This is a genomic window from Ulvibacter sp. MAR_2010_11, assembly GCF_002813135.1.
Taxonomy (GTDB): domain Bacteria; phylum Bacteroidota; class Bacteroidia; order Flavobacteriales; family Flavobacteriaceae; genus Altibacter.
On sequence record NZ_PHTY01000001.1, the window covers coordinates 133205 to 154137 of the forward strand.

Annotated in this window: 19 protein-coding genes; all 19 read left to right on the top strand. The window is 36.9% G+C overall.

The window, feature by feature from the left end; genetic code table 11:
• The first annotated feature begins 93 nt into the window (after positions 1-93).
• Entirely contained in the window at positions 94-468 is a 375-nt protein-coding gene (locus tag ATE92_RS00620; protein WP_100801859.1) for a hypothetical protein, read from the top strand.
• 64 nt (positions 469-532) lie between these two features.
• The gene (locus ATE92_RS00625; protein ID WP_100801860.1) at positions 533-2062 is read left to right on the top strand and encodes an agmatine deiminase family protein; all 1530 of its coding nucleotides are present in this window, start codon (positions 533-535) and stop codon (positions 2060-2062) included.
• Between the two features lie 353 nt (positions 2063-2415).
• Entirely contained in the window at positions 2416-2925 is a 510-nt protein-coding gene (locus tag ATE92_RS00635; RefSeq protein ID WP_100801861.1) for a lactoylglutathione lyase family protein, read from the top strand.
• A 142-nt stretch (positions 2926-3067) separates the two neighbouring features.
• Entirely contained in the window at positions 3068-3934 is an 867-nt protein-coding gene (locus ATE92_RS00640) for a DUF5829 family protein (protein WP_100801862.1), read from the top strand.
• 331 nt (positions 3935-4265) lie between these two features.
• Positions 4266-4727 carry a cupin domain-containing protein gene (locus ATE92_RS00645; protein WP_100801863.1) on the top strand — a complete coding sequence of 154 codons (462 nt, stop codon included), beginning with the start codon at positions 4266-4268 and terminating at the stop codon, positions 4725-4727.
• 435 nt (positions 4728-5162) lie between these two features.
• Positions 5163-6515, top strand: a complete 1353-nt coding sequence (locus tag ATE92_RS00650) for an amidohydrolase family protein (RefSeq protein WP_100801864.1) — start codon at positions 5163-5165, stop codon at positions 6513-6515.
• A gap of 245 nt (positions 6516-6760) precedes the next feature.
• On the top strand, positions 6761-7399 hold the full coding sequence (locus tag ATE92_RS00655) for a VTT domain-containing protein (protein ID WP_100801865.1): 639 nt from the start codon (positions 6761-6763) through the stop codon (positions 7397-7399).
• 116 nt (positions 7400-7515) lie between these two features.
• Positions 7516-8010: a trans-aconitate 2-methyltransferase gene (locus tag ATE92_RS00660; protein ID WP_100801866.1), complete on the top strand. Its 495-nt coding sequence runs from the start codon at positions 7516-7518 to the stop codon at positions 8008-8010.
• Positions 8007-8378: a DUF1428 domain-containing protein gene (locus tag ATE92_RS00665; protein WP_100801867.1), complete on the top strand. Its 372-nt coding sequence runs from the start codon at positions 8007-8009 to the stop codon at positions 8376-8378. Before ATE92_RS00660 ends, ATE92_RS00665 begins: the two co-directional genes overlap by 4 nt.
• Before the next feature lie 302 nt (positions 8379-8680).
• Entirely contained in the window at positions 8681-9064 is a 384-nt protein-coding gene (locus ATE92_RS00670; RefSeq protein WP_157809515.1) for a DUF4440 domain-containing protein, read from the top strand.
• Between the two features lie 579 nt (positions 9065-9643).
• On the top strand, positions 9644-11125 hold the full coding sequence (locus ATE92_RS00675; RefSeq protein ID WP_100801869.1) for a potassium/proton antiporter: 1482 nt from the start codon (positions 9644-9646) through the stop codon (positions 11123-11125).
• A 191-nt stretch (positions 11126-11316) separates the two neighbouring features.
• The gene (locus ATE92_RS00680) at positions 11317-12231 is read left to right on the top strand and encodes a glutaminase (protein WP_100801870.1); all 915 of its coding nucleotides are present in this window, start codon (positions 11317-11319) and stop codon (positions 12229-12231) included.
• 102 nt (positions 12232-12333) lie between these two features.
• Entirely contained in the window at positions 12334-13470 is a 1137-nt protein-coding gene (locus ATE92_RS00685; protein WP_100801871.1) for a toxin-antitoxin system YwqK family antitoxin, read from the top strand.
• A 237-nt stretch (positions 13471-13707) separates the two neighbouring features.
• Positions 13708-14469 (top strand): type VI secretion system tube protein Hcp, encoded by a 762-nt coding sequence (locus ATE92_RS00690; RefSeq protein ID WP_100801872.1) that lies wholly within the window; start codon positions 13708-13710, stop codon positions 14467-14469.
• Positions 14470-14633: 164 nt separating this feature from the next.
• Positions 14634-15221: a Crp/Fnr family transcriptional regulator gene (locus ATE92_RS00695; RefSeq protein ID WP_100801873.1), complete on the top strand. Its 588-nt coding sequence runs from the start codon at positions 14634-14636 to the stop codon at positions 15219-15221.
• 118 nt (positions 15222-15339) lie between these two features.
• Positions 15340-16404, top strand: coding sequence for a hypothetical protein (locus ATE92_RS00700; protein WP_100801874.1), 1065 nt, complete (start codon positions 15340-15342; stop codon positions 16402-16404).
• 114 nt (positions 16405-16518) lie between these two features.
• Positions 16519-17838 carry an MBOAT family protein gene (locus tag ATE92_RS00705; protein WP_232729085.1) on the top strand — a complete coding sequence of 440 codons (1320 nt, stop codon included), beginning with the start codon at positions 16519-16521 and terminating at the stop codon, positions 17836-17838.
• 266 nt (positions 17839-18104) lie between these two features.
• Complete coding sequence (locus ATE92_RS00710) at positions 18105-19949, top strand: PLP-dependent transferase (protein WP_100801876.1); 1845 nt, start codon at positions 18105-18107, stop codon at positions 19947-19949.
• 339 nt (positions 19950-20288) lie between these two features.
• Positions 20289-20867: a Crp/Fnr family transcriptional regulator gene (locus tag ATE92_RS00715; RefSeq protein WP_100801877.1), complete on the top strand. Its 579-nt coding sequence runs from the start codon at positions 20289-20291 to the stop codon at positions 20865-20867.
• Positions 20868-20933 lie beyond the last annotated feature (66 nt).

The window sequence follows — 20933 nt, forward strand, 5'->3', positions numbered from 1 at the left end:
CGGCTCTTGAAAAGTCCGCGACGAAGTGTAAATTAAATGTTTGTGACTTGTACTAGTGGAAACGTTGGTGATTTTTAAACCCCGCACATCATAGTGAGTTCAAAAAATTTTGGAAAAATTCCTAAAATGGCTGTATGTTATGAAAATGATAGGATAGGAAACTGGAAATCTAATGAAGAATACTATTTAAATCATTTAATTGAAGCTGGAGGAATTTATACCAATATAAATGATTACAGCAAATATCTTGAAGCATTAAGGCAACGACGAATATTTACTGATTCGACACATGTTCTACTTTTTAAATCAATGTCCATGAAAATTGAATTTCATTCACATCATATGAGCGTTTTGAAAGGTAAGAAATCGTCGTATGCCATGGGTTGGGAAATAACAGATTCTTTAGCTGTATCAGCAGGATTATATTATGGAGTTAATAACCGTGTTGAACTAAGAGAAAAAACTTGAGAGAAATTTAGGCGACACAATATTGTTAAAGACTTAGTTACAGTATAAACTTAAAACAATAACAATGAAAAGAAGTGGGATTTTTTTAGTATTAATTATTCTCTTGGGTTCATGTAAAAAAGAAAGTTTCAATAGACAATACCAAAGTAATAATTACTACCAAATTGCAAAAAATAGACAAGTAGCCGAATGGGAACCGGCCCAAGGTGTGTATTTTGTTTGGCCTCCAGTTATTCCTAAAGAACTAATTATTGAATTGTCAAATGACACCCGTATTTTTCCAATTGTGGATGGACAGGCAGGACAGGCACATGCGGAAAAATGGCTTGTAAAGTGGGGAATAAATTTACAAAATGTGAATTTCTTGCATCTAAAGACTGAGGAGGAACTTCAGCCAAGAGATTGGGGACCAAGTGCAGTTTTTACGGGAACGGGAGCATTTAAAATTACGGATGGACAGTATAAATACGCCTGTCCTGGAACAGACCTAAAATGCAATGATTCTCTAGAATTTCAAAAGAAAGACAATGGCCAAATATACAGAAGTACCATCGTAGATACTGCTATTGTTTACCTTGGGAATAAACTTGGTTTTGATGTTTTGGAATTACCATTTACAAATACAGGGGGAAATGTAATCACCGATGGTATGGGTACGGCATTTTCTACTTGTGTCCTTTTAACAGAAAACAGATTCAACGGAATAAGCGATAAAGAATTTTTTCAATTGAACGACTCACTATTAGGACTGTCAAACTATAACATTATTTCAAATTTTGACAAAATTGGTATTCAACATATTGATTGTTTGCTGAAATTGATTGACGAAGAAACTATTTTAGTTGCTGAACCACCAAAAAACCATGAATTATATAGTATTTACGAGAATATTGTTCAAAATGAATTATCACATCTGAAAACTATCTATAATCGTCCTTACACAATTAAAAGAATTAAAGTAGCTCCTTATTATACTGATGATGAAGCAGCTTATCTTACTGCTTACACCAACTCTCTAATACTAAATAAAAATGTTTACGTACCGCTCTTTGGTATTGAGGAAGATTCTTTAGCTTTGGAAACGTGGAGATCTGTAATGCCCGGGTATTCAATTAAAGGATATGAATATGTGCTTAAAGATCAACCGGTTAAAACTAAGTATCATTTTGAGGGTTTTGAAGAGTTAGGAGTAGAAACGGGATGGTTATACGAAGATGCCATACACTGCAGAATAAAATCAATATGGGATGAGAATATGGTTTTTATTTCTGTTAAAAAAGTCTTGCCTGAAGTTAACATTAACCAAAGTGCTGTGCTTAATGCCACGATTATAGATTATAATAATGCCAATTTAACTGTTGAGGAAGTATTCCTGAAATGGAGGGTGAAAGGTGAGGAATCGTGGGTAAAACAGAAAATGACAATGGATACTAACCCGAATCATTGGTTTGCGGAATTTCCAGCCAAGGAAAAAGAGATAGAGATCGAATACTACATAGAAGCACAATCAGGTTCTGGTGCAACTCAAAATAGACCAATTACAGCACCGGAAGGATTTTATACATTCAAATACGTTACACATAAAAGTATATAATCCGATAAGGGGTATACAACGCCCTTATGTTCTGCTTAGAAGATGCAGGATATTCAAATATGACTAGAATATTAATGATAATTTTAATTTTCACTTTTAAACTTTGTTAGTGGTTTAGTGATACTTTCGATTTTAGTATTAATTTACTTGAGGTATTGTGTGAAAGACGAACCTTAATAAAATACAGAAGCAAAAACTAAGTTTAACAAGGTTGAAAAATTATAAGTAGTTTAGTGCTTACATAATGAGTAGTCTCGATTCGCTAACTTAAGATTTTCCTGCTGAAAATACCGGCAATTAATGCCGTACTATTCTTATACATAAACGCTGTATACAAATTACAAAGACATCATATGAATGAAATTAAATATCCTAAATCTTTTTCACACATTGGAATAACTGTTCCGGAAATAAATCAAGCAGTAAAATTCTATCAGGATATTATGGGATGGTATGTAATAATGCCTCCGTCTATCATAAAAAAAGAACATGATACCGCTATTGGACAAATGTGTATTGATGTTTTTGGAACGAATTGGGAAGAATTCGAAATCGCCCATATGTCCACTTCAGACGGTATTGGTATAGAATTATTTTCTTTCCCACACGGAGTAAAAAAAGCCCCTGAATTCAATCCATTTAATACCGGACTCTTTCACTTTTGTGTTCAAGACCCGGATATTGAAAATTTGACCAAAAGAATTGTGGAAGCAGGGGGCAAACAGAGAATGCCAATACGAGAATATTATCCAAATGAAAAACCATATAAAATGGTTTATGTGGAAGATCCCTTTGGAATTGTTTTTGAAATCTACACTCATAGTTATGAACTGACGTATTCTTCAGGCGCCTATTCAGTATAAAAACCATTTGCCAACATCGTGTTTTATTAATTGTCTTGGCTGATACCTATTTAGAAATTTCGAAGGAATTCTCATTGGTTCGAGATTGTTTATTAAATTAGGCGTAAAACCGCGTAACTAAGTATTAAAGAACACGTTTGCTATGAAATCAGTACGTCTGCAGAAAATACTAAAGTTGACAATCATCTATACTATTTTAATCACTGGTTATACCAGTTGTAGACACAGTATAAAATCCGATTTTAGCCACATTGAAATTATCCTGGATTCAACTTCCTTTGAAAAACTGGTCGCGAACGACTATATCTCAAATATCTTAGCCCCCAGCACCTACGATACCATGTTGGCTTCTCCACTGGTGTTAAGCTACTACCTGCAAGGTGAAACCGATTTCATTCATTTCAATCCCAATAGGGGTTATTTTGCTTCTCAGCGGGGAACCGCTTATCTTATTTTTCAAAGCAGAAGACCCGGACAAGGAAAATTATTGGAAGAGCAATGGCAAAGGGTTTCAAACGATTCCCTCGTTCGATATGATGTTACGGGTCCGGATTTTACATTAACTGAAGTCGTTTACAATCACCATGACTACCTCAGTAAAAAGCAGCATAACAACCTTATTCCCATGTTGAGCTCCTACTCGGTGGAAAGCTATCGAAACTGGGGTTTGGGTGATTCGGTAGAAGTTGGCATGAAGCAATTTCTATCAAAGGATTCGGCAAATAACAGTAAACTATATAAAAACATTATTTCGATTGATCTGGAAATCACACAGAAGGAATTAAATGATCTGACACCGGTTTTGGAACTTATGGGATATCGAAAAATAGATAAGAGCTTTTTTAAGAATGCTGAGCCTACTATTTCTTACGTTATAAACAATAATCTGGACATTACGAAAGTAAAAAAGTTAAGCTTACAACTTTCTGAAGATGCCGGCAATAAGAGTTTTAACTATGGCTCTATGAGCTTACGAATTAAAAAAAATAAAGCTGAATTTTCTTTTTAACCAAACTGCCGGCATTGTCATATATTGAAATGACTAAATAGAATGAAAACGAGCATTTACCGCTTTTGAGAAAGCCGGGGATAAAGGTGATATTGAATTTTTAGATAAGGATTGGTAAACAATGTCTCCCCTCCTCTTTCAACAAAAAGGATCGAAGGGTAGTCATCGCAAATAATATGGAAACTTAAAAAACAGGAATCATTACAAATTCTAACATTGAATTTATGAGTCGTATTAAAAATTTCGTAAATTTAAGTAGGTAAAATACAACAATAAATCCTCCCGGGTGGATCCGGGAATTTTTGCAAATTTAGTTTAAACTACAAGGGTTATGAGTATGGCAACCGAGGCATACATTTACACGCATAATGAGAGTGAGTTGCGTTGGATGGGGAAGACATCAACCCACTTCTTAGCCACAGGAGCACTTACCGGAGGAGCATTTGGTCTTGTTGAAGAACAGTCAATGCGGGGTGTGAGCGTGCCGCTTCATAAACACGACAACGATGTAGAGTCTTTCTATATCCTCGAAGGCGAAATATCATTTTTTTTGAACGATAATCCCGGCGTTCGAGCTACCAAGGGTTCCTTTGTACACATTCCGGGAGGCACGATACACGGTTTCCGTATCGAGTCTGAGACCGTACGTTACCTCATCCTCACAACGCCGCTGCACGTGGAATTTTATCGTGCGATTAGCTTGCCTTTGTTTGAAGCTCCAATAGACGATACTACCATTGCCAATGCATGCCGGAAATATGGCGTTGAGTATGTGGGAGAATTGCCGGTTTAATTTGAGTATGCTGTGTTCTGTAAACCACAATTGAGGGTGAAAAAGAAAATTAATTCATAACATAATACAGCTCACAATATCACTTATATCTACACTGCGAACTTTTTTAAGAACAAAAAAGATCGAACGAACAACTTATAACTTGTTCCCTGAAATATCAATCTAAGCGACTTTAATCAAACTTTAAAAACTAGTTTTGACCCGGTTATAACAGTCTAAGGGGGATTTAAACCTCTTCTAAACTCGAAAGGTTAATAACATCCTGAAGTAAATTAGTTACTACAACATCGGCTGCAACAGAAGGGCTGAATTCGAGCTAAATACATGTTTGTCACACAAAATCACTATCTTAGAATCTCACATTATTGCGAAGTCCAGCCGTTTAAGCGGCAGAGACTGACATACATTTGATAGGGTCACTACTATTTATTCGATATGAAAAATATAAAGAATATTATATTCATTCTAGCACTATTAACTATAGGTAATAGAACACTTTCTCAGACAAATTCAAATAATGGAATTGCGCTGACAAATGTCACAATAATTGATGTTGAAAATTCCCTACAGATGGAAGAAATGACCATCATTATTGAGGGTGAAAAAATTAAATCGATTCAACCAAGTGATTCAACAAGCTTAAAAAATATAGGACAAATTATTGATCTTAAGGGAAACTATGTAATTCCAGGACTCATAGATTCTCACGTACATCTTTTTAGACCCAAAAACCGCATCGAAATTTTAACAGCACTACTTTATTCAGGCATTACAACGGTTCGTGATATGGGAGGCGATGCGCGAATGTACCAATCGCTGATGAAGGAGATCGAAAATGGAACTTTGGATGGACCGGATATCTACTACTCGGCGAACTTTTTTGGACCGACCTTTCTGGAAGATCCACGAACCAAATTTGCAGCTTCCGGATATCAACCGGGAGAAGCACCATGGATGAGAATGATCACTGAGGAAACAAACCTCCAACAAGTAGTGTCTGAAGTGAAAGAGGTGGGGGCAACCGGAATAAAAGTGTATTCCAATATCACACCGCCATTATTAAACAAAATTAGTAATGAAGCCCATACCCAAGGCTTACAAATGTGGAGTCATTCCAGTGTATTCCCGAGTAAGCCGAGCGATGCGGTAACCGCAGGCGTGGATGTTTTATCACATGGGGTTGGAATGATTTTCGAAACACAATCCAATCTGCCAATTTCTTTTAACGATGCCATAAAAAATCATATAAAACTTCAAGATTTCAAGAATACAGACGCGACAGCTCCGGAGTTTTTGTCATTATTTAAAACGATGAAGCTGAATGAGACCATTTTTGAACCCACATTGTCTTCTTGGAAGCCCATTATTCGTGCTCAAGAACAAAAAAATGCTGTAGTAGAACAAGTGAACCCAACGGCACATTTAAAAGCTGCTGCCAAAACAATAGACCCTCTTGCTATGGATGACTGGGCGAAACGAATTACCAAAGCAGCCTACCAAAATGGAGTTACTATTGCGGCTGGAACAGATTTCAATACAACCATAAAATGGGTTCAAGATGAAATCATCTTTTTGACTGAATGCGGCCTTTCAAATTTGGATGCTTTAAAAGCTGCAACTCTAAACAATGCTAGAGCAATAGGAATCGAAGACACTCACGGCTCAATTTCAATTAATAAAAAAGCCAACTTAGTCATACTCTCCCAAAACCCTTTAGAGGATATTAAAAACATCCGAACCGTTATCTCGGTATACAAAAACGGTAAAAAATACCTGAAAAAGGAATAAAAACCCTACACTTACATACCCTATGCTGAGGGCAATTTTAATTATGTTTTTAGTTTAAAACTTTATCTTAACTTTCTAATCAATAAATCAAAACAGATTAGTTATTTCCTGTCGGAATATTATTAGGCGGAAATTTGGGTGGGAGGAGTGCCAACCTGTGCTGAGCGAAGTCGTAGGACCTTAGTTGTGAGCATTGGGAACAGCTTAGAAAATGACCCGCATAATAATTAAATAATTCGAAAATAATGGATGGATGGATTGAAATAATATTGCACACCGATGATGCTCTATTAGGTATAGTAGCACAAAATGTTTTATTCGCTTATATTTTTCTTTTTATGATTATCCTGCTGGAAACGGGCTTAATAATTTTTCCTTTTTTGCCCGGAGATGGTTTACTATTTTCAGCAGGGGTAGTTGCAGCTTCTACCGAATTAAATGTTTGGATTTTACTTGTAGTCCTTATAATTGCGGCAGTTCTAGGGAATGTTTTAAACTATTCAGTTGGAAAGGTGCTTGGAAATAGGATCAGACAAAGTGATAATTTTATTATAAAAAAATATATAATAAATAATTTACCTCGTACACAAGTATTCTATGACAAACACGGTGGAAACGCAATAGTATTTGGTCGTTTTTTTCCCATTATCAGAACATATATTCCATTTTTTGCGGGAATTGTCAAAGTGGAGAAGAGTTTATTCATTGAGAAAACGATTATTGGGGCCGTTTCGTGGATATCCTTATTCTTGTTGCTTGGCTTTTTTGTTGGAGAGATTGAATGGGTAAAAAACAACTACGGACTTATCTTTCTTTGTCTTATAATAATTACATTGATTCCTTTATTATTTTCGTTGATTAAGAAAATTATATCTAAAAAGTAGAACATTTTAGAGATACCGAGACTAAACATATTTGAGAATCCCGGCAATTTTTGTTGTTGCGCGTGACTCTTTTGTAGATCTACTATTTCTACATCTGAAAAACAGACCAAAATCAAATGAACAATACCGAATTATCGAAGAGCTACGACAAAATTGCCGGTAAATGGAATGACGAAATGCTCAATTCTACTTATGGCCTTTCGATGGTCGAAAGAGCCATTCAATTTTGCACTTCCAAAGCCAAGGCACTGGATGTTGGCTGTGGCAGTGGCGGCAGAATAATAAACAAAATATTAGATTCCGGTTTTAATCTAACGGCAATAGACATTTCACATAACATGCTCGAATTGGCTAGAAATAAACATCATGAAGTGAATTTTATGCTCGCTGATATTACTAAATGGGAGACGACTGATACATTTGATCTAGTTGTTGCATGGGATAGTATTTTTCACTTACCTGTTAAATCCCATGCCTCTGTTTTGAAAAAACTCTGCAATTTACTCAGTCCAAACGGAATTTTATTATACACATTTGGCGATGCAATCGATGAACATATCGACATGTTTTTTAGCTTTCCTAATATTAATTTCCAAAAGATAACACTATGACAAACTACATAGATGGCTTCGTGCTTCCAATTCCTCGAATATATTTGAACAAATACAAAAGGGTCGCTGAACAAGTGTCCGAAATTTGGAAAGAGTACGGCGCTATTGCCTACTTCGAATACATAGGTGATGATTTATCTTTGGAAGGCACGAGATCCTTTATAGAAACTATTGATGCAAAAGAAGATGAGGCAATAGTTTTTGGATGGGTTGTTTTTCCTTCTAAGGAGATCCGGGATGCAGCCAACAAAAAAGTCCCCACAGATCCAAGAATGACCGAATTAGTCACACCTTTAATCAATCCTGAAAAATTGATCTTCGACGCCCGGAGAATGGTCTATGGTGGATTCAAACCCCTTGTACAATAAGACGAATATCTTAAATTAAGATAGACATTCATGCTGTAATACCACCTGAAGCTTCGGCACCAACGACAGCCCCTGACTCACTTATTTGTAGTATGTGAAAAACCATTCCGGTATGAGTTCTTAAAAAAATGATTAATTTAGGTTCTAACACGTTCTCAAATTAGTGAGATATAGTACTCAGGTACATACGACAACCAATGTCCAATCTAAAAGTAGAAGATATGAAAACTTTTAAAATTATCATAGTCGGAATAATACTCTTTCTCAATACTACGGAACGCATGTATGGCCAAACTTCAGATATGGAATCGATAAAATCTGAGCTCCAGGAAGCTACCAACAAAGAGCAACTCGCGTTTAAGAATGGTGATTGCCAAGAAGTAGTAGACTCTATGGAATCGGACATCACATTCATTGCAAATGGCAATAAAGTGCCCTCTAAAGCTGTAATACAGAAGTTTTGTAATTCTATTCCAAGACCTTTCAAAAAAGCTACTATCGACAATTTGGATATTTATCCCCTTACAAATGAAACGGGTTACACCATTCGTACCCTAGAGTATCAAAAAGATAGTCAAATTAAAATACTGGAATACGTCACGAAAATTTGGAGGAAATCTGATGGAAAATGGAAAATCACGCATTTTCAATCTACATTGAAGGAAATTTCCATTTCAGATAAATAATTCTTGGGTCATTTAGGACGCTATAGCATTACTGATTATATCGTTACAATACTAAATCTCACAAAATACACTAAGTACGATTAACCCATGATCTGTGCTGTCCCAATTGTAATTAAGATGGCCGTATCAACTATAATGGGGCGTATGGACAAATAAATTTAAATTCAACCGGTATGTATAAAATAGCATTAATCAGCTATACGGCAGCATTACTTTTGTGCTGCAACGAGAAACATCCTGAGACGCCGCATAGTGCTTCAGAAGACGTAGCTATATTGATCAACCCATAAAAGATTGGGAAACAAAAGATTTAGAACTGGCGCTTAGGAATTACGCAAATGAAACAGATAGGACAAACGCCTTTGGGGATCGGGTTCAATCTAAAGCCGAGTGAAGAGAGTTACTTCAGTTTATTTTGAATATAGACTTTGGAATGGCAGGTGACAACCGAGTTTCAAAATCGGCCTCAAAAACCTAACAATTTTACGGTTTCGTGGAGCCCCGAAACGATAAAAGCATTACCCGGCTTTTCTAACGATAAAGTGTAACTTTGCACACGGAATACGGATAAAATACACGATGAACTTAACCATTGAAAATATAGTATTAGTTGGGTCCTTATTGCTTTTTGTAAGTATTATCGTGGGTAAGACTTCCTATAAATTTGGCGTACCCACCTTATTACTCTTCTTGGCGATTGGAATGTTAGCAGGGTCTGATGGGATTGGGGGTATAAATTTCGACAATCCGAAAATTGCGCAATTCATAGGTATTGTTTCTCTTAACTTTATTCTGTTTTCAGGGGGGCTTGACACCAATTGGAGGTCAATAAAACCAATTTTACGAGAAGGGCTTGTACTATCGACCCTGGGAGTTTTATTAACCGCACTGTCTCTTGGAACCTTTGTGTATTTTATAACCGACTTTACCATTTATGAAAGTATGCTGCTGGGTTCCATTGTTTCCTCTACAGATGCGGCAGCCGTATTTTCAATTTTACGCTCAAAAAGTCTGGCCCTTAAAACCAATCTACGGCCCACATTAGAACTAGAAAGCGGAAGTAACGACCCCATGGCGTATGTGCTAACCATTGCGTTTTTAACCCTGGTTATCAATCAGGATCAAAGTTTGGCATCGATCGTTCCTTTGTTTTTACAACAAATGTTTCTTGGTGCAATCTTTGGTATTGCCTTTGGTAAACTAAGCAAATTTATAATCAATAAAATAAAACTTGATTTTGAAGGGCTCTATCCGGTGTTGGTCATTGCCCTTATGTTCATTACTTTTTCCGCTACCGATTTTGTGGGAGGTAATGGATTTCTCGCTATCTACATCTGTGCTGTGTATTTGGGAAATCAAGAATTGATTCATAAGAAAACCATTTTAAAAATGTACGACGGCTTGGCCTGGTTGATGCAGATCGTACTTTTCCTTACGTTGGGCTTACTTGTTTTTCCTTCGCAAATAATTCCCTATTTCGGAATTGGAATAATCATCTCGTTATTTTTAATACTTATTGCCAGACCGGTAAGTGTTCTACTCAGCTTGATGTTTTTCAAAATGAAGCTAAAAAGAAGATTTTACATTTCATGGGTTGGTTTGCGGGGTGCAGTACCAATTGTATTTGCAACCTATCCCCTATTGGCCGGGATCGACAAGGCCAATATGATCTTCAATATTGTGTTTTTCATATCTGTCACCTCGGTTCTCATTCAAGGAACAACTTTATCATTGGTCGCAAAATGGTTGAAAGTTGCCTTACCCGAAAAATCTAAAAAGATATCCGAAATGGATAAATTATTTTTAGAACTTCCAAAATCATCCATGCAGGAATTTGAAATACTACCACAGTTTTACGCGGTAAACAAAAGAATTGTTGATTTGAATTTTCCAAAATCTGCCTTTATTGTGATGATTCGAAGAAACGACGAATTTATTCGGCCGGGGGGCTCCACTCAGTTGCAGCCCAATGATGTTTTGATGGTTCTTGCAGATGATCAGGAGGATTTTGCCAAAGTGACCGATTGTTTGTACAAGGCACACAAAAACCCTGTATCCTAAATAGGGTACCTATGCATCTATTTATGTATGCGTACTGCATAAAAGTAGTATCTTAACTTTCTGAAAAAAGAAATAACCGCCTTATTATCGTCGACTACAATCACAATTAAAACCGAGGCAAACGCGAACCTAGCTGTTTTGGAAAAACGGATTTTGATAAGCTCGCAGAGTATAAACCTAAACCCAACTAAGTGAATTTTAAAGAAATAATTCAAGAGATTTACCTGAAAATTAAACCGATCGAAGATAATGGGCAATTGGCATCTTATATTCCTGAATTAGCCAATGTTAATCCGGAAAATTTTGGAATACATATTTCGACACTTGACCGCGTTGATTTTGGCATTGGGAATTGTTACGATAAATTCTCTATTCAGAGTATAGCGAAAGTACTTTCATTGTGTCTGGCCTATCGCATTGTGGGTGAAAACTTGTGGGAAAGAGTTGGGGTTGAACCTTCGGGAACCTCCTTTAATTCACTTGTCCAGCTCGAAACCGATAATGGGATCCCCAGAAACCCATTTATAAATGCCGGAGCCATCGTCATTTCGGATATTCTTATTAGTAATTTGGAAAACCCAAAGGAAGATTTCTTAGCTTTTGTTAGAAGTCTTTCTAGCAATTCAGAATTAAATTATTCGAGAAAAATAGCCGCATCAGAAAAAACCGTAGGATTTCGAAACACTGCCTTATGTAATTTTATAAAGTCCTTTGGAAATATAGAAAATGATCCTTCAGAGGTTTTAGATTTCTATTTTGACCTTTGCTCTCTTGAGATGAATTGCAAAGAACTTTCGGCCTTGTTTCTATTCTTAGCTAACGACGGAAAAAATATAGTTGACAACAATCAGATTTTAACCAAAAGTCAAACTAAAAGAATAAATGCCCTAATGCTAACCTGCGGCTTTTACGACGAATCGGGGGATTTCGCTTTTAAAGTGGGAGTTCCCGGAAAGAGCGGCGTGGGTGGAGGAATTGTAGCCGTACATCCCAATCAATATTCAATTGCGGTTTGGAGCCCTAAGTTGAATGAAAAAGGAAATTCATATAAAGGAATGCGGTTTCTTGAAGAGTTTACTACAAGATCCGGCTTATCAATATTCTAAAATAAAATTGATCAAGTTTTGGCTTGTAGTAGTTTTAAACTATATACAAAAACCGGATTTATACAAAAAATACTACTTTTAAGATATTGAAAAAATAGTAAAATGAAGCAAATCGTAATTTTTATAGTTTTAATAAGTTCTTTAGGATTTTCTCAAACCACCAATGAGCTTGAAGTTCAAATAAAAGGGCTTTTATATGATTATGGAACCTTTATGGTTGAAGGAACAAACACCTCTTCAAATCAGCAAAAGGTTTGCAGTGTCACCTTCAATAATCGTGTGGTGTCGATTAAACTCACACATTCTAACCATCCAACAGCAATTCAGATTGCCAATGCTTCAGACCCGTGGAATTCGGTTGTCGATTCAGGAATGTATGTACAAGAATATACGTTTAACATAGATAACCTAAAACATTTTGACAATGGCACCTTTATACGCTTATTGCAACAGGTCGATAAACATTCCACCACACTTTATGTCAAAGCCGCTGCAACCTACAAGGCATACTATGTAGGAGAATCACATCATAAAAATGACGTGAACAAGAAAGTAAAGGTGTATGCTTCAGCATTTGACAACATTCCATTATATAACAAACCGGGAGCGGAAGGGCTTATGAAATCCATCTCACGAGATTTGATACAAATTCCGGTAAAACCTATTGCTTATGACCAGGATTGGTTTAAAAACACCTTAAATCGGCTATTCACCAAATATTTAACTCGGAATACCGATATCACTTACGAATATGGAGAGAATGGTACAACAACTTCTATGACCCATTGGCAGAATGGCCTAAGACACGGCCAACAAATTTTCTTTTATGAAAGTGGCGGACCCAAACTTGTTGAAACGTGGATGAACGGAAAGCGAACAGGTTTTTTAGATCAATTCCTTTCAGATGGGACACAAATTTTAAAAAATGGTAATGGGGTACACATGACATTCCATAAAAATGGTGTAAAAGAATATGAAGCAGAATATATTGAAGGTAAAAGAGCCGGAAAAGCAAGCTGGTATTATGATAACGGACAAGTGATAGAATCGGCAATTTATAAATATAACCCTGAGGACCATCAAGGATTTCGGTGGGAAATAGTGTCTTCATTTCATAAAGACGGCACTCCACGCGACAAAGGCACTCTTAAAGAAGGGAATGGCACATGGTTTTTATATGGAGATAATGGAAAGTTAGAAGAAGTACTTCAATATAAAAATGGTATCCAGGTGAAATAAAATCCTCATGAAACAATTGCCCTTTATTCGCATAGCGATTGTCATCAATAGTGTAATCTTCAAAAAACCTTGACCCCCCAATCTTCGCACCTAAGGCAATAGTTGCAATGGAAAATGACCAGGCATTCTAAACTTATATATACATTTTTAAATTATTAATAAATGAAAAATGGGGCACACTTTTTGCTCATATAGTACTCATTACTAGTTAACTAAATAATTTAAACCTTAGAAATTATGAAAACTACCATCATTACAATAGCTCTCGTTGCTATTTCAACTATCTCATGTCAATTGGCAGCTCAAGAAGTAGCCGCAAAATCTGTGGGATACGACTTACAAAAAAATATAAAGTGTCGAGTAATCCCTACCGAAACCGGATTTTCAGTTGCTTTTGAATATGATACAAAAGCAACACAAGAGGATAAGGTTGCTCAGGCATCCGGGAAAAAAGGATACGATTATTACAAGGCTAAGTCCGAGTTCACTGTAAATTTATCAGACAACACCGTCACTGAAGTAGTGAGCCCCAGAGATGCCGCCAGTGGGTTGCCAAGCGGAAAAAGACAACACAAGCCATTGACAATAACCAAAGAAATGGACAAGAGCACCCCTGTAATTTATAATAAAGTCTCAAGTGCGGGAGCAACTACCGATGGTGTGGCAACAACAAATAAAGGCTTAGGCACAGGAAAAGTGAATATGCAGGATATGAGTTTTACAAAAAGATGCGCAGATCTTACAACTGTTTACCCTGTTGTGGATGGTGTAAGCATTATACCCGTTGATGATTGCCCAAACGGAAGAGGAAAGATAATTTGGACATGGGCTGATGGAACTTTAGAGAGTTCGGATGATTGGACTACCAATAAGCGAGCGCAGCCAACTCATACAATTGAGTTTATTATGGATATTCAAGACGGAGTATGTACCGCGATGGCCATTAATGAAAAGGGATTACCCGGAGAAAAACCGAAAAAAACCAAACCAAAAAATTAAGATTAATTTTCAGCCAGGCAACATGCCTGAAATGTAGTCACTTTAAGAATCCAACGAATTATCGTAGGATTCAGATTGGTTTTGCGTCACATATTAGAAAATTGTATGCATTCTATTGTTATATTTGATCTTACCAATTGATAGGATAAGACAATCATTAATGTATGAGTGACTGCACGAGCATACTTATAGATTATTTCAATCGTCATATTCCGCTAAATAAAGAGGAAGAAGCAGCTGTTAAGGTCCTTTTTAAAGAACGGAGAATACGAAAGCGACACTATCTGCTACAAGAAGGAGATATATGTGTAAACAATAGTTTTGTGGTAAGTGGGTGCTTCCGAATGTTTATGGTGGACAAAAACGGGAAAGAACATAACCTGCAATTTTCCACTGAAGATTGGTGGATTTCCGATTTATACAGCCTGTTCAAAAGAGAGCCCAGTAAACTATATATAGAAGCTCTCGAAAATTCAATTATTCTATATACAACAATCGATGAACTCCTTCAATTGTTTGAAGACTACCCTACTTTCAGCCATATATTCAGAATTCTTACACAAAATGCATTAGCCAGCCAACAGCAACGTATTTTACAGTATGTTAGCTCCACTGCCGAAGAACGCTATCTTTGTTTTGCTCAAAAAAGACCTGAACTCTTACATAGAATTTCGAGCGTACAAATCGCTTCGTATTTAGGGGTAACACCCGAATTTCTAAGTACTATTAGAAAGAAAATTGCAAAATCTTAATCTATCTTAAGAATTTCTCTTAAAGCACTTTAATGTTTTTTCTTAAAGTACATTATAAGCGCAAACATTCTATTCTCCTCAATTTTGCGCCGTTAAAATTCACTTTAAGATCAACAATATGAAAACACAGGAAATAGCAAAAATGAAGCTAAGTACTTTATTGATTGCAATAGGCTTTGCAATCGTTTCCCTAACTACATGGGAAATTTATTGTCGCACGATGCAATATCAGGTTGCCCCTAATGACGACCAGGATTTATGGGTTCACCATAGAGCAAAACTTGACAAGCTAAAAAATGATGACGTCGTAATTATCGGCTCCTCGAGAGTGATGTTCAACTTCCAGTTGGATGAATGGGAAAAAGTCAGCGGAAAGAAGCCGGTAAATATTGCCGCTGCAGGATCAACCGTGTTACCCGTGCTCGAAGATGTAGTAGAGAACAGCGACTTTAACGGAACACTAATAATTGGGGTAACACCTCCTCTTTACTGGGTCCCACAATCGATGGATGTACTCCCGTATGCCAGAATTCAAAAATGGGTAAACCACTATCACGATCAAACCCATGCTGAAAGTTTCAATCATTTTATTTCGAAAAATGGTCCGCAAAAAGCCTTTTCATTCTTAACTGCCTCTAACGAGAATTTTTATAATGAACTGGATTTAAGATCCCTTATTCAACGAATTCCCACTCCGGCACGAATTCCGGGTCCCCCACCATTCCCTATTCTTTATCAGGTTGATGATAACCGAAATGTCAATCTTATGCCTCAAGTTACCACAGACGAAAACTATGTGAGCGAAATCACCGACTTTTGGTCGTTTATATTTGAACCGCCAAAAGATCCGAACGTCACTTTGGAAATGATAGAGGGCAACCGAAGACACATCATTGACAAGTCGGCACAATTGTTAGCAAAATTCAAAGAAAGGGGCGGAAAGGTCATCCTGGTGAGATGTCCGTCGCAAAATAAAGTGAGAGAAATCGAAAGGACTGTCTACCCAAGAGCATCCTATTGGGATGCCCTGGTAAAAGCCGTGAATGCTCCTGCTTATCACTTCGAAGATTACCCTTTTATGAATAAATATGAGCTTCCTGAGTGGTCACACCTTGCAACTCCCGATGCAAAATCTTTTACCATAGATTTTGTCAACCAACTGAAAAAAGACAACCTCCTTTAATCACTATTTAAAATATTCATCATCATGTTATTTAATTCGATCGGATTCATCGTATTTTTTATCGCAGTTCTTGCGCTTTATTACTCTCCTATAACCTGGAAAGGCAAAAAAACAATGCTACTTGGGACAAGTTACATCTTCTACGGATTATGGAACCCACCTTTAATAGTACTGCTATGGATTTCTACTATGGTAGACTGGACAACCGGAAACAGGCTTCATAAGGAGGATTCAGCCTCAAAACGCAAAATGTGGTTGCTGTTAAGTATGGTAGTTAATCTTGGGTTTCTAGCCTTCTTTAAATATGGAGGATTCCTTCTTGAAAACTTTAGCCTACTTGTAAATAGTCTTGGAATTAATTATAATCCGGCAAAACCCGATATTTTATTGCCGATGGGAATTTCTTTCTACACTTTCCAAACAATGTCTTATACCATTGATATTTACAACAAAAAAATAAAACCGGCAAAAAGCTTCCTGGATTTCGCCTTGTATGTTACGTTTTTCCCGCAATTAGTTGCCGGGCCAATTGTGAGAGCAAAGGGACTTTTAAACCAGTTCAAAAAACCTAAGAAGGCCACCAGAGATCAATTTATTTGGGGAGCATTCCTCCTTACTTTGGGACTCTTCCAAAAAGTGGTATTGGCCGATACCTTATTGGCACCAACAGCCGATACTGTTTTCAAAACCCCTTATGGATTAGCAAGCATTGATGCGTGGAGCGGAGTGCTGGCGTTCTCGGGACAAATATTCTTCGACTTTGCCGGCTATTCTACAAGTGCAATCGGGATTGCTATGATGTTAGGGTTTTTTCTGCCCCACAACTTCTTGTACCCTTATGCCTCGATTGGCTTTTCCGACTTATGGAGAAGATGGCATATTTCGTTATCTACCTGGTTAAGGGACTACCTTTACATCCCCATGGGAGGTAATCAGAAAGGTTTGGTAAGAACCTATGTTTTCCTAATGATTACTATGCTTTTGGGCGGATTATGGCACGGTGCAGCATGGACATTCGTCGCCTGGGGTGCCTTGCACGGTTTCTATCTTATAGTGGAACGAATCCTGAAAAACAATATTAGCATAAAAATCAACAGATTTACCGGAATTGCACTGGCGCTGCTAACATTTATATGTGTTAACATCGCATGGGTCTTTTTTAGAGCCAGCGATTTTCAGGCGGCAATTTCGATACTGGCATCGATGTTTTCATTTAACTCAGGAGGTACCATGGTCATACAGTATCTCGATATTTATATAACCTTTATTGTAATTGGTCTCATGTTTATCTCTCATTGGGTGATGCGAAACAGGACTTTGGAATCCCAGGCAATAAAAAGACAACCCTTAATTGGTGTAGTCTGGGGCGTGATGTTGGTATTGCTTTTTATAGCACAAAGCAATGGTGAGCAGTTTATCTACTTTCAGTTTTGATCTAAGTGAATTAGTGTAACGTAATAGATAGGCATCATCATTAGGCCATCAGGTATCCTGATGGTCTTTTTGTTTTTGGAAATTCCTAATTTAAATTAAATCGACGTTTGAAAAATCCAGGTAATGAAAAGTTGAAAACGAAAACCTTCTAAATTTCGGAGTAAAAGCCGGATAAAAAAATGGCTGGAATGGGGTTTTAAAAAGGTTGGTGCCGCTTTAAAAAATTCTAATTATTGTATCTTGCGGCCTACTAAAAGGTAGAAATTATGGAGGCCAATAAAATACAAAATTACATTAAAGATGTATTAGCAAATATGCCGGAGGAGTGGTTGCGTTTAACAACTTACAGACTGGATATTTACAACGAAGAATTGTCCAAAATTCAATTTTTAGAGCAGTTTGAAATCTTATTTGAAAACAATAATTCTGAAACATCAGCACTTGAGCAATTACCCACTGCGTACGACTATATTCGCTTAGGCCATCCATTGTCCTGTGTACTGGAATGGGTGATAGCAAAGCTAAATAACCTAAAACCGGGAAATGTAATCAGTTTTTCATCACAAACCACTCCTATTCTGGCAGTTCTCAGAAAAAATTTATTGGATAATAAAAACACCCAAATCGTATACGATGGTGAAGTACCTCCATTTTTCGATGCTGAAATCATAAGAAGGGTGTATGGTTACAACTTTGATTTAAAGAAAGTTGAATCGGCTTCCGACATTTCAGCCTTTGACGGCAGCACAATTTTTATATCAAAGCATAATGAAATTGCAGAGACACAACTCCATCCAAAAATTGATTTTTATATAAATACGCCTTCTCATTTGGGAAGTATTATAATCGTTAATGGGAAACAAAATGAAAGTTATAGTTCCGAAATTCAGCATGTGCGAAGAAGAGAAACCATTGCGATGACACCGGCCGATTGTCTTACGGCTTTGAGGTTGCTTATTGACAAGCCATCTGATAACACCAAAGAAGATTCTTCAGAAAGAAACATAACATTGGTGTTAGATGCAATTAAAGCTATAACCGGTTCAAATACGAAGCCACTGGTTGGTTCCAGCGGACTATCGATTCAATACGCGATTATGATGGGGCTAATTCACGATGCCCTGGAAAGACATAAAGGAAAGCGCATCAAATTTGTTGTACCGCCCAATTGTTACGGAGGGACTAATGATCAGGCAAGACGTGTTGCGGCTTGTATCGACAATGTGGAAGTGATGGATTTACCTGTGGATGGAGATAATGATATGGTGCAGAGTATCGAAAGGGTTTTGACTGAAATTGCCAAGGAAGATGCCATCCCATACATCATCGCCGAAATTCCAACCAACCCTCGGGTAGAAGTTCCGGATTTAATAAAATTAAAAGATACGTTGCGCAAAGAACGCAAAACAAATAAGGGTGAAGTTGCTGTCGATCCCGTTTTTATTTTAGATCAAACCTTTTGTCCTAATGTTCACTTTTTGGGCGAAGGTGAAATTCTCTCGACTGTTAGAACCATCTCCTATGTGAGTGGCTCAAAGTTTCCCAGCGGTGGTCAATGTACTGCCGGCTATGTTGTAAGCAATGAAAAAACAGAAGCCTTGATGGAGAAGATAAATTTACATCTAAGACTTTGTGATAATGAGGCTACGGCGCTTCAATTGGAAATTTTGGCGGAATCATTGCCCAGTATGAATCAACGAATTTTGGATGCTTATAAGAACACCCGCGAATTTGTAAACTTTATCAAGCAAACATTGCCCGAGGCGAAAATCAATTTTGTTTCAGAAGAACTGGCAAAACAAGGATTTACTCCATCAGTGTTTTCTTTAGATCTACCCACAAAGGGGAATACGGCCGAAGAAAAAGAAACTTATAAAAGAGCGCTAAATTATAAATTAATCAATTTAATGATTTCCAAAATCCCCAATGAAAGTAAATATTGCGTGAGCTACGGGCAGCTAAAAGGATGTTACTGGACCATACCTGCAACATCAACTCAAGGGACCACTAAGGAAGGCGACAAGGATTATATTGCCCGAGTGGCACTCTCTGCCAATATGGATCTTGAACTTCATAAAAAAGTTTTTTTAGATTTCATTCGAAATAGTTGATGGATATGATGGGGTTAAGTTGCCGGTAGCTGTAATTATCCGGCGGGTCAAAATCAAATGTCCCATCTACATATGCTTGAAATGACCGCTAGTGATCTGAGTCTCTCTGCCTACATAATTTACAATTACATCGACAGAAGATTTCAGATTATTTTTCCGACATAATGAAATAAAATCCAACCAAAATTACCTATGTACATATGCCTGTATGGTTTGTAATGCCTTTTTTTCATTTCCGAAAATATTCTTTTAATTATGTGGTTCGTCCCTAATCACTATCTTAGATTCCACGTATCGAATCTATAATCTTAACACTTGGTGTACCTAAACACATATTAAATGAATTTTAAACCTTTTTTTGAATACATTAACGCATACATAAGCTTAACTTCTGAAGAAGAGAATCTTCTGCTATCGAAATTAGTTATTCGAAACTATATCAAAGATCAATTCATAGTCCAACATGGCGATATATGCAGAACGACTAACTTCATAATTTCTGGCTGTACAAAAACTTATTATATAGATTTGGAAGGACAAGAACACATCATTATGTTTTCTGTTGAAGATTGGTGGACATCAGACTTGGGAAGCTTTATTTCTCAGAGCCCGGCCGATTTTAACGTTCAATGTTTGGAGAACACCCAAGTGGTTCAATTTACTTATGATAATTTAGAAAAAATATATGAAGAAATCCCCAAATTTGAACGCCTCTTTAAGAAGATTATAGAACGATCATTCGTAGCTTCCCAAAAAAGAATTATTAGAAATTTTAGCCTATCAGCTAAAGATCGCTATCTAATTTTCCGTCAGACCTATCCGAAAATAGAGCAGCGAGTTCCACAATATATGATCGCTTCTTATTTAGGAATTACCAAAGAGTTCTTAAGTAAAATAAAAAGCCAACTTCTTCACTAACAATAGATGTTAATCTAGTTTAATATCATTTCATATTCTACTTCACTTTCTATAGGTACGTTGTTT

Coding starts and splice junctions, on each gene's coding strand:
- ATE92_RS00625 (WP_100801860.1), top strand. CDS start 533: ATGAAAAGAAGTGGGATTTTTTTAGTATTAATTATTCTCTTGGGTTCA.
- ATE92_RS00635 (WP_100801861.1), top strand. CDS start 2,416: ATGAATGAAATTAAATATCCTAAATCTTTTTCACACATTGGAATAACT.
- ATE92_RS00640 (WP_100801862.1), top strand. CDS start 3,068: ATGAAATCAGTACGTCTGCAGAAAATACTAAAGTTGACAATCATCTAT.
- ATE92_RS00645 (WP_100801863.1), top strand. CDS start 4,266: ATGAGTATGGCAACCGAGGCATACATTTACACGCATAATGAGAGTGAG.
- ATE92_RS00650 (WP_100801864.1), top strand. CDS start 5,163: ATGAAAAATATAAAGAATATTATATTCATTCTAGCACTATTAACTATA.
- ATE92_RS00655 (WP_100801865.1), top strand. CDS start 6,761: ATGGATGGATGGATTGAAATAATATTGCACACCGATGATGCTCTATTA.
- ATE92_RS00660 (WP_100801866.1), top strand. CDS start 7,516: ATGAACAATACCGAATTATCGAAGAGCTACGACAAAATTGCCGGTAAA.
- ATE92_RS00665 (WP_100801867.1), top strand. CDS start 8,007: ATGACAAACTACATAGATGGCTTCGTGCTTCCAATTCCTCGAATATAT.
- ATE92_RS00670 (WP_157809515.1), top strand. CDS start 8,681: ATGGAATCGATAAAATCTGAGCTCCAGGAAGCTACCAACAAAGAGCAA.
- ATE92_RS00675 (WP_100801869.1), top strand. CDS start 9,644: ATGAACTTAACCATTGAAAATATAGTATTAGTTGGGTCCTTATTGCTT.
- ATE92_RS00685 (WP_100801871.1), top strand. CDS start 12,334: ATGAAGCAAATCGTAATTTTTATAGTTTTAATAAGTTCTTTAGGATTT.
- ATE92_RS00690 (WP_100801872.1), top strand. CDS start 13,708: ATGAAAACTACCATCATTACAATAGCTCTCGTTGCTATTTCAACTATC.
- ATE92_RS00695 (WP_100801873.1), top strand. CDS start 14,634: ATGAGTGACTGCACGAGCATACTTATAGATTATTTCAATCGTCATATT.
- ATE92_RS00700 (WP_100801874.1), top strand. CDS start 15,340: ATGAAAACACAGGAAATAGCAAAAATGAAGCTAAGTACTTTATTGATT.
- ATE92_RS00705 (WP_232729085.1), top strand. CDS start 16,519: ATGCTACTTGGGACAAGTTACATCTTCTACGGATTATGGAACCCACCT.
- ATE92_RS00710 (WP_100801876.1), top strand. CDS start 18,105: ATGGAGGCCAATAAAATACAAAATTACATTAAAGATGTATTAGCAAAT.
- ATE92_RS00715 (WP_100801877.1), top strand. CDS start 20,289: ATGAATTTTAAACCTTTTTTTGAATACATTAACGCATACATAAGCTTA.